The organism is Moorena sp., assembly GCF_982860115.1.
In genome coordinates, this window is record NZ_CEYLVT010000197.1 from 7,548 (window position 1) to 13,966 (window position 6,419).

Annotated in this window: 3 protein-coding genes; 2 read left to right on the plus strand and 1 reads right to left on the minus strand. The window is 44.6% G+C overall.

Annotated features, from left to right (window positions below):
- A partial coding sequence (locus tag AC4II3_RS25320; RefSeq protein WP_488009084.1) for a Calx-beta domain-containing protein occupies window positions 1-4,445 on the plus strand: 4,445 nt, incomplete at its 5' end.
- A gap of 424 nt (window positions 4,446-4,869) precedes the next feature.
- On the opposite strand, the gene AC4II3_RS25325 is transcribed toward AC4II3_RS25320, so the two are convergent.
- Entirely contained in the window at window positions 4,870-5,511 is a 642-nt protein-coding gene (locus tag AC4II3_RS25325; RefSeq protein ID WP_488009086.1) for a hypothetical protein, read from the minus strand.
- 277 nt (window positions 5,512-5,788) lie between these two features.
- Between AC4II3_RS25325 and AC4II3_RS25330 the strand changes: the two genes are divergently transcribed.
- On the plus strand, window positions 5,789-6,271 hold the full coding sequence (locus AC4II3_RS25330) for an HIRAN domain-containing protein (RefSeq protein ID WP_488009088.1): 483 nt from the start codon (window positions 5,789-5,791) through the stop codon (window positions 6,269-6,271).
- Window positions 6,272-6,419 lie beyond the last annotated feature (148 nt).

The following is a 6,419-nucleotide window of genomic DNA, read 5'->3' on the forward strand; positions in this document are numbered from 1 at the left end:
CGGTGATTCTTGCCAATGCCCAACGCCAGGATTTACTGGTGGCAGGTTCCACAATCACAATGCCTGATAGTAGCCTTTACACCATCCAGCCTCAGGATAGTCTATATCACATTGCCCTGAACCAGTTTATTGCCACTACTGATGTTCGCGCCATCGATGTGCTGAAATCCAGCATTGTTGCTGAAGTGGGTGCCCTGGAGTATACCATTGCTGATCCGGCCCAACAGAACACCCTTGCTTACCTAACTCAGCAGCTTCATCTACAAACCAACCTTCATCGCACGGTGTTGGAAACGGTACAAGCGGTGGGCAATATCAGTGATATTCTGACTGTGTCTACGATCAATAGTCAATTAGCTGTGGTTGCTGCTGCTGTTAGCGATATGAGTGGGTTATTTGGTACGGAGGATGTAATCCTGGCTGACGTGCTGTTGAACTACACTGTCACCAGTGGGGATAGCTTTGAGCAAATGATTGCTATTGCTGCTGCCGATGATAGTCAAATTATTACCGATCAAACCACAGCAGGGGATATTGCTCTTCAAAATCCCACTTTAGCCTTAGAGTCCGGGGCAACTCTCTACATTCCGGATCGCTTTACCCTAGATACCTCTTCTGCACAGAACCCTGACGATCTAGTGGTATTCACAGATCAAACCACATCCCTGAGTACCTTAACCAGTACCATGGAAAAGAAAATTACCCCAGCAGCAGTAACGGAAATTACCCCAGCAGCAGTAATGGAAATTACCCCAGCAGCAGTAGCGGTGGCTAACCAAACCCTGGCCGGACTCTTGAGTGGCAATACTGCTATCGATGTCCGTCCGGTTTTGGAATCCCTGACTAAGATTAGAAATAGCGACTTAGAACGGTTAGCGGCTTTCATCGATAGTCAAACTATCGAGACCGGAACTGAGGAAACCTTCTACACTCTCACCTCTCGATGGGCGCTAACCCTGGTTAATTTCAAAAATAGTATTGATGCCGAAGCCAGTCAAGCCCAGCAAAGCATTGGGGCGGTGAATGCTATTTATGAGCAACTGGAGAACTTGGAAGGGGCAAATCGCATTGCGTTACGGGCCTTACTTGATCCCAATCCCAATGATAGTGAATCTTCTTTGAGTATCTTGAAAGCAACACTGCTGGATGCTGAAGGTAACCTTAAACCCCAATTCGAGCCATCAAAGGTTCATAGCGAATCTGAAACCTTGGATGTGCCGGATGCGGCTGAAGGTAACCTTAAATCCCAATTCGAGCCATCAACGGTTCATAGCGAATCTGAAACCTTGGATGTGCCGGATGCGATCACTAATATCAAAACTGCCCATGGTCAAAGCGATGATCAGGACTTGATCGACACCTTAAAGGAATCATTGGAGATTATTCATCGCATGTATGACCTCAGTTGTCTGAAAACAGCGGTGGATCTGTTAGAAAAGCGTTCGCAACGCCCCCTAACTGTAGCAGAAGTAGCAGAGGCGCTCCAAAATGAATCGGATCTGATTGAGGCCAATCAAAAATGGATTGTTCCCCCAGCAGTAGCTAGCACAACGGTTGATCTCACCTTCCGGGATAACAATAATAGTCTTCTGTATCCAACGGATTTACTTTTCCCGGTCACCGTACAGCTGGAAATGCGACGCAACGAGGATTTGATGCATTCCGACGATGTGTCTGAAGCTGAGGTAGTATCAGCCTATTTTGCCCCCAAAACCGTTGTGCTGACCAGCTCCTCCGATGATGAAAATGCTGAGTTTAGTGAACGCCTGGCCTCCCTTGACCCCTTTGCCAAGGCATTTGAGCAAGCACTACCTAACTTAAAGCTAGCAGTGGGGAGGGATGCTGGGAATATTGATAATGCTAATCCTCAAAACAGTGATACCCTGTGGGCAGTTCATCTGGGGGATACCGGGATTAGTTACGATATCAAAGAGGATTTCCCCTACTTCTTTTCCGCTGCGCCTTTGAGCAATACCTTAATGTCAGGGGAAGTAAACCTTTACAGCTACACCCAAGATGGTGGACTTGACCAAACCTCAACAGAAACCGTGCGAGTGGATGCGGTAGACCTGAATGGTTTAGCCCGTAACTATTTACGTGCTATTGAAGATATCCTGAAACCGGAAACAGCTATCCCTGCAGTGAATGATACTATTGAAGTGGATGATTCCACTTTACAGGATGAGCTTAGGGGCATTTTAAAGGATCAGCTTAGGCGGATTTTAGATGTCAAAGCAAGTTTGGCCGATTCGATTAGTAAAAATGTGACCCATGTATTGAAGACTTCTGTGGATACAACTTCCGAAGAGTATACTACTCGCCAAAGCTTAGCGGTGGAAGCACTCCAAAAGGAATTGCTGACAAATTTAGCGGATGCTTACGACATTGAAACCATTGTTCAATATAACGTAGATGTAGAGATCGCTGATGGCTATCAATGGTCTGATCAAGATATTCCTCGTTTATCTGGGCAACCAGTGATAAACGGGGCTTATTACACCAATCCTGAAAGTACACCCAACTCCACTATTTCTGACGCAGAAAACCAAGCTCTGCTTCAATCGATAGATTTCACCTTATCTCCAGCTAAAATTGACCTGAGCGATGCCAACAATGGTAAGTCTACGCTAACCTTTTTCTTTAATACCCAAACTCCTCAGCGTTACGAAGATATTGCGGTTAATCTGAACTATCAGGTTAATGAGTTGGAATACAAGATTAATACTACTAATTCCACCTCCTCTTGGCTCAATTTTATTCAACCTCTCAACGATGAGCCTAATCAAATTGGAGATGTTCAAATTCCCATTCCTTTGCGAGATTTTCCCCTTCCTCCTTCTCTGATTTCCCATACAGCAATTCCTGACCCCGACAGCTTTGCTGGTGAGATTCTCAGTGCTGAGGATATTCGAGACTGGAATTATGTTTTCCTCTATGAACATCCCGATGTGGCTCAAGATACCATTGAATGCCGGATTGAATACAATGGTTCCTCTAAATTAACCATTAATGATGTCTCTTTGAAGGAAGACGAACAAAAGGCAGTTTTCACTATTACCTTATCTCCTCCCTCTGAACAGACTGTTAGTGTTTATTATGAAACCCAGGATGGAACCGCAAAAGCACCAGGAGATTACACGGCAATTCCCAAAACTCTGCTGGAATTTGATCCAGGTGAAACCACCAAAGAAATTGAGGTGACAGTCAACAGCGATGATGTTGTTGATGAAAATAATGAAACCTTTACCCTTGTGCTGAGTAATGCAGTTAATGCAGACATTGCGGACCCAGTGGGTGTTGGCACAATTATCGATACGACCAATACTATTGATCCACTTTTGGATACCCTGGTGCGGTTTAACAATCTATATCCAACCCTAGCCAGTGACCTCAAAGCTTTGGAAACAGAGTTAACCTCTAACAACCAGACTACCAACGTGACTACGGTTACTTCTGCTGCTTATGCCCTCAGTGCCTTTGCGACTCTAGCAGAAGACGTGGCTAGGTCATGGAAAATTTGGCAACCGATTGCGATCGCACAGGCATCTCGCGAGACAGTTCACTACAACATTGATGAAAACCTATCCGCTGACGAAGAAACCAAAACGGTTATCATCACTCCCACTAACAATATTCCCGATACTGATCAACAAGTCTTAGATATTGAGTTACCAGGGTATGAGTTAAATGATACCAGGCAAAACGATTTCACCACTAACTCCTCCACAGTAACTTATACAACAATTGAGTATGATTTCACCAAATTGCTTGATGCAACTGGGGTAGAAACCTTTGGGGAGTCGGCATTACCAGACCGTAAGGTGACTGTAACTAATTTGGATGTGTTGGACTATCAAAATGCCTGGGGTGCTATCCGTCTCGCCCGCAATAAAAATTTGATTGATGGCCGGGAAACCAATGCTGCTTTCATCTTCCAGACTCCTGAAGTAAGGTTTAAGAATCGGATTACTCCTCTAATAGTTAATGATAAGCGTTGGGATATTGCAGACCTGGGCGATTCCAGAAGTAAAGCCTTGGATAAGCATCTCGAAGAGTTATTCAAAGTCTTGCTCCCAGCTATGATTAACCGTCCTTATGATATTCGGATTAGCTGTCAGTATGCCTTTGCTTTAGCTAGCAATACTAGCGCCACTGGTAATGAAGAAGAACTATTAGCTTCCTTACCTGTTTTACTAACTCCTCGATTTACGGTTCAAAAGTCTGGGGATTCCACTATGTTAAAAGTTACTGAAGACCTGCGAACAAATATTGTCGATGAAATTGACAATTGGCAGACTCAGAAAAACCCCAATAAAACCAGGGGACGATATCTATTTAGTTTTAGTTTCTTTTCCAATCCAGAAAATGTGAGTAGTACGGAGAATCCTAACTTGCCTTTGTTAACGGTGGAAAACTTGAATCTTTTGCTGACAGATATTAGTTAAGAATAGTAAGTTATCAGCGGTCAGCTATCAGCGGTCAGCGGTCAGCTGACCTCCCTGCTCCCTAAAAACTCAGAACTTTGTACCTAACTGAAGTGCAAACTGCTGTAGTCATGAGCGACATTGCTTATCCTTTTAAGGCAAGAGGAATCCCGCCTAACACCCCAGGGCTGTTTCATTGTCGGGTAGAGCTGTTGACAACAATGGTGATCGCTGTGATGTCAAATGCCAGCGGTCACTCGATTACGTGGATAAATTGGCTTTGCCCGATGTAATCAATAATTCTGGGGATTTAGATCTACAATCAAAGGCGATTGACCGTAGGTCGCACGGGGCGCGTTCGCAGTATTGTCTCTCATTCCTGGGATTGGCCTACGGCCTCAGCCGACACTTCGTGAAGGCAATTAATTGGGAAAAATTTTGGGATCTAAAAAGGTTCGTTGGGTTTGTCGCTGGTGTACCCAATTTGTTCGTCGTACGGTACTCCGCCCATCTCACGGATCTGTTGCCGCAACCGCCAGTTTTCGTCGTCCAGGACATCTGGTTCAGCTAGGGCTTCCTTGGCTAGGTCTAGGTCTTTCTTGAGGCGCTGGTTTTCAGCTTGATAGGCCAGCATCAGTTCTTGTGCTTTCCCAGGGGTGTACCCACGACCAAAGGCTTCGTCGGTCACGATTTGGAGGTTAGCCCGAGCAGAAGTAATGATAATGTTTCTGGCTTTTTCCTTGGCTTTTTTATTGACAGAATTGGAAACAAATGCCCAGTACTCCCAGAAAGTCAAAGCATCTGAAATCGTCCAGAGCAACAGATCAGTTAGTCCTCCAGACTCCATGCGATACTTAGATTGTAGGACTGTGAAATTCTCTCCTAGCATAGCCTTCAGCTTTTTGGATAGGCGACTTTGTAGGGCTGTGTTATCCGGTAAGTCAACTGCAAGAGCCATACCAGAACCACTGAAGTAGTTAATGAACATTCCCGTCTGCTTGTCCACTTCATCCGCAGTATAGGTGTCCAGGGTTAAGTCGTGGACTAGTTTAATGGAAGATTTGCGAACAGTTAAAATCTGGTTCATGATTGTAAGTGATTTATTGCAAGTTGTTACTTGTGTTAGCGATCGCATTTCCGGGACAGGTCAGTGCGATCGCTTTTAGCGGAAGCTAAGCTTCATCGCTTTTTAGGTTTGTCGTTGTCTGTCATCAGTATATCCTCCGACGACATAAAAATCAATGATCACTGCGAGTAATGTATAGTGATAGACTCTTTTTCTGATCAGCTTTAGGGACTAATAAAAGTAAAACCTCACACCGGGAAGGGTGAGGTTACCTATCAGACGGGAAACTGCATGACCTGTGGAACTAGGAAGGAGCGAAGGATATCGACAAACAGATAATTTTAAAGTTTTTCCTTATCCACACCTCGACAGTGACCGCAAATACCACCTTTGTTTTCTAGTACATGGTTTGCGTCACTTACCAAAGTATTCTATGGATCGCATAGCTCAGCTACAAGTTGGTGACACTTTGTGGCTATGTCACGAGCTTCAAAATCCTTATGACAATGAGGCTTTAGCGTTAACCACAGAAGATCATTATCACCTAGGGTATTGTCCCCGCTACTTGTCACACGATGTATTTGACCTTTTAAGGCGTGATCCAAGTTTAGTAGAAGTGAAAGTAGCAAAGGTAAATTTACCTCCTTCTCCGCTCAAGTCTCGGTTATTGTGTGAGATGACTTATTCAGGTTTTGAGGGATATGTGCCGTATGATCACAACACCTATCAGCCGTTAACTAAGGAAAAAGAAAAGTCGAAAAACTTGGTTTGCCCGATGTAACTAATACTCCTTGAATCATAACGTGCTCGGAGGTGGGCGTGAATGCGATCCCATTCAGGTACTATATAGCTACGGCGGTTTCCATAACTATCAGCTACACAGGATTGTTTTCCCGATTCCCGATTCCCGATTCCCGATTCCCGATTCC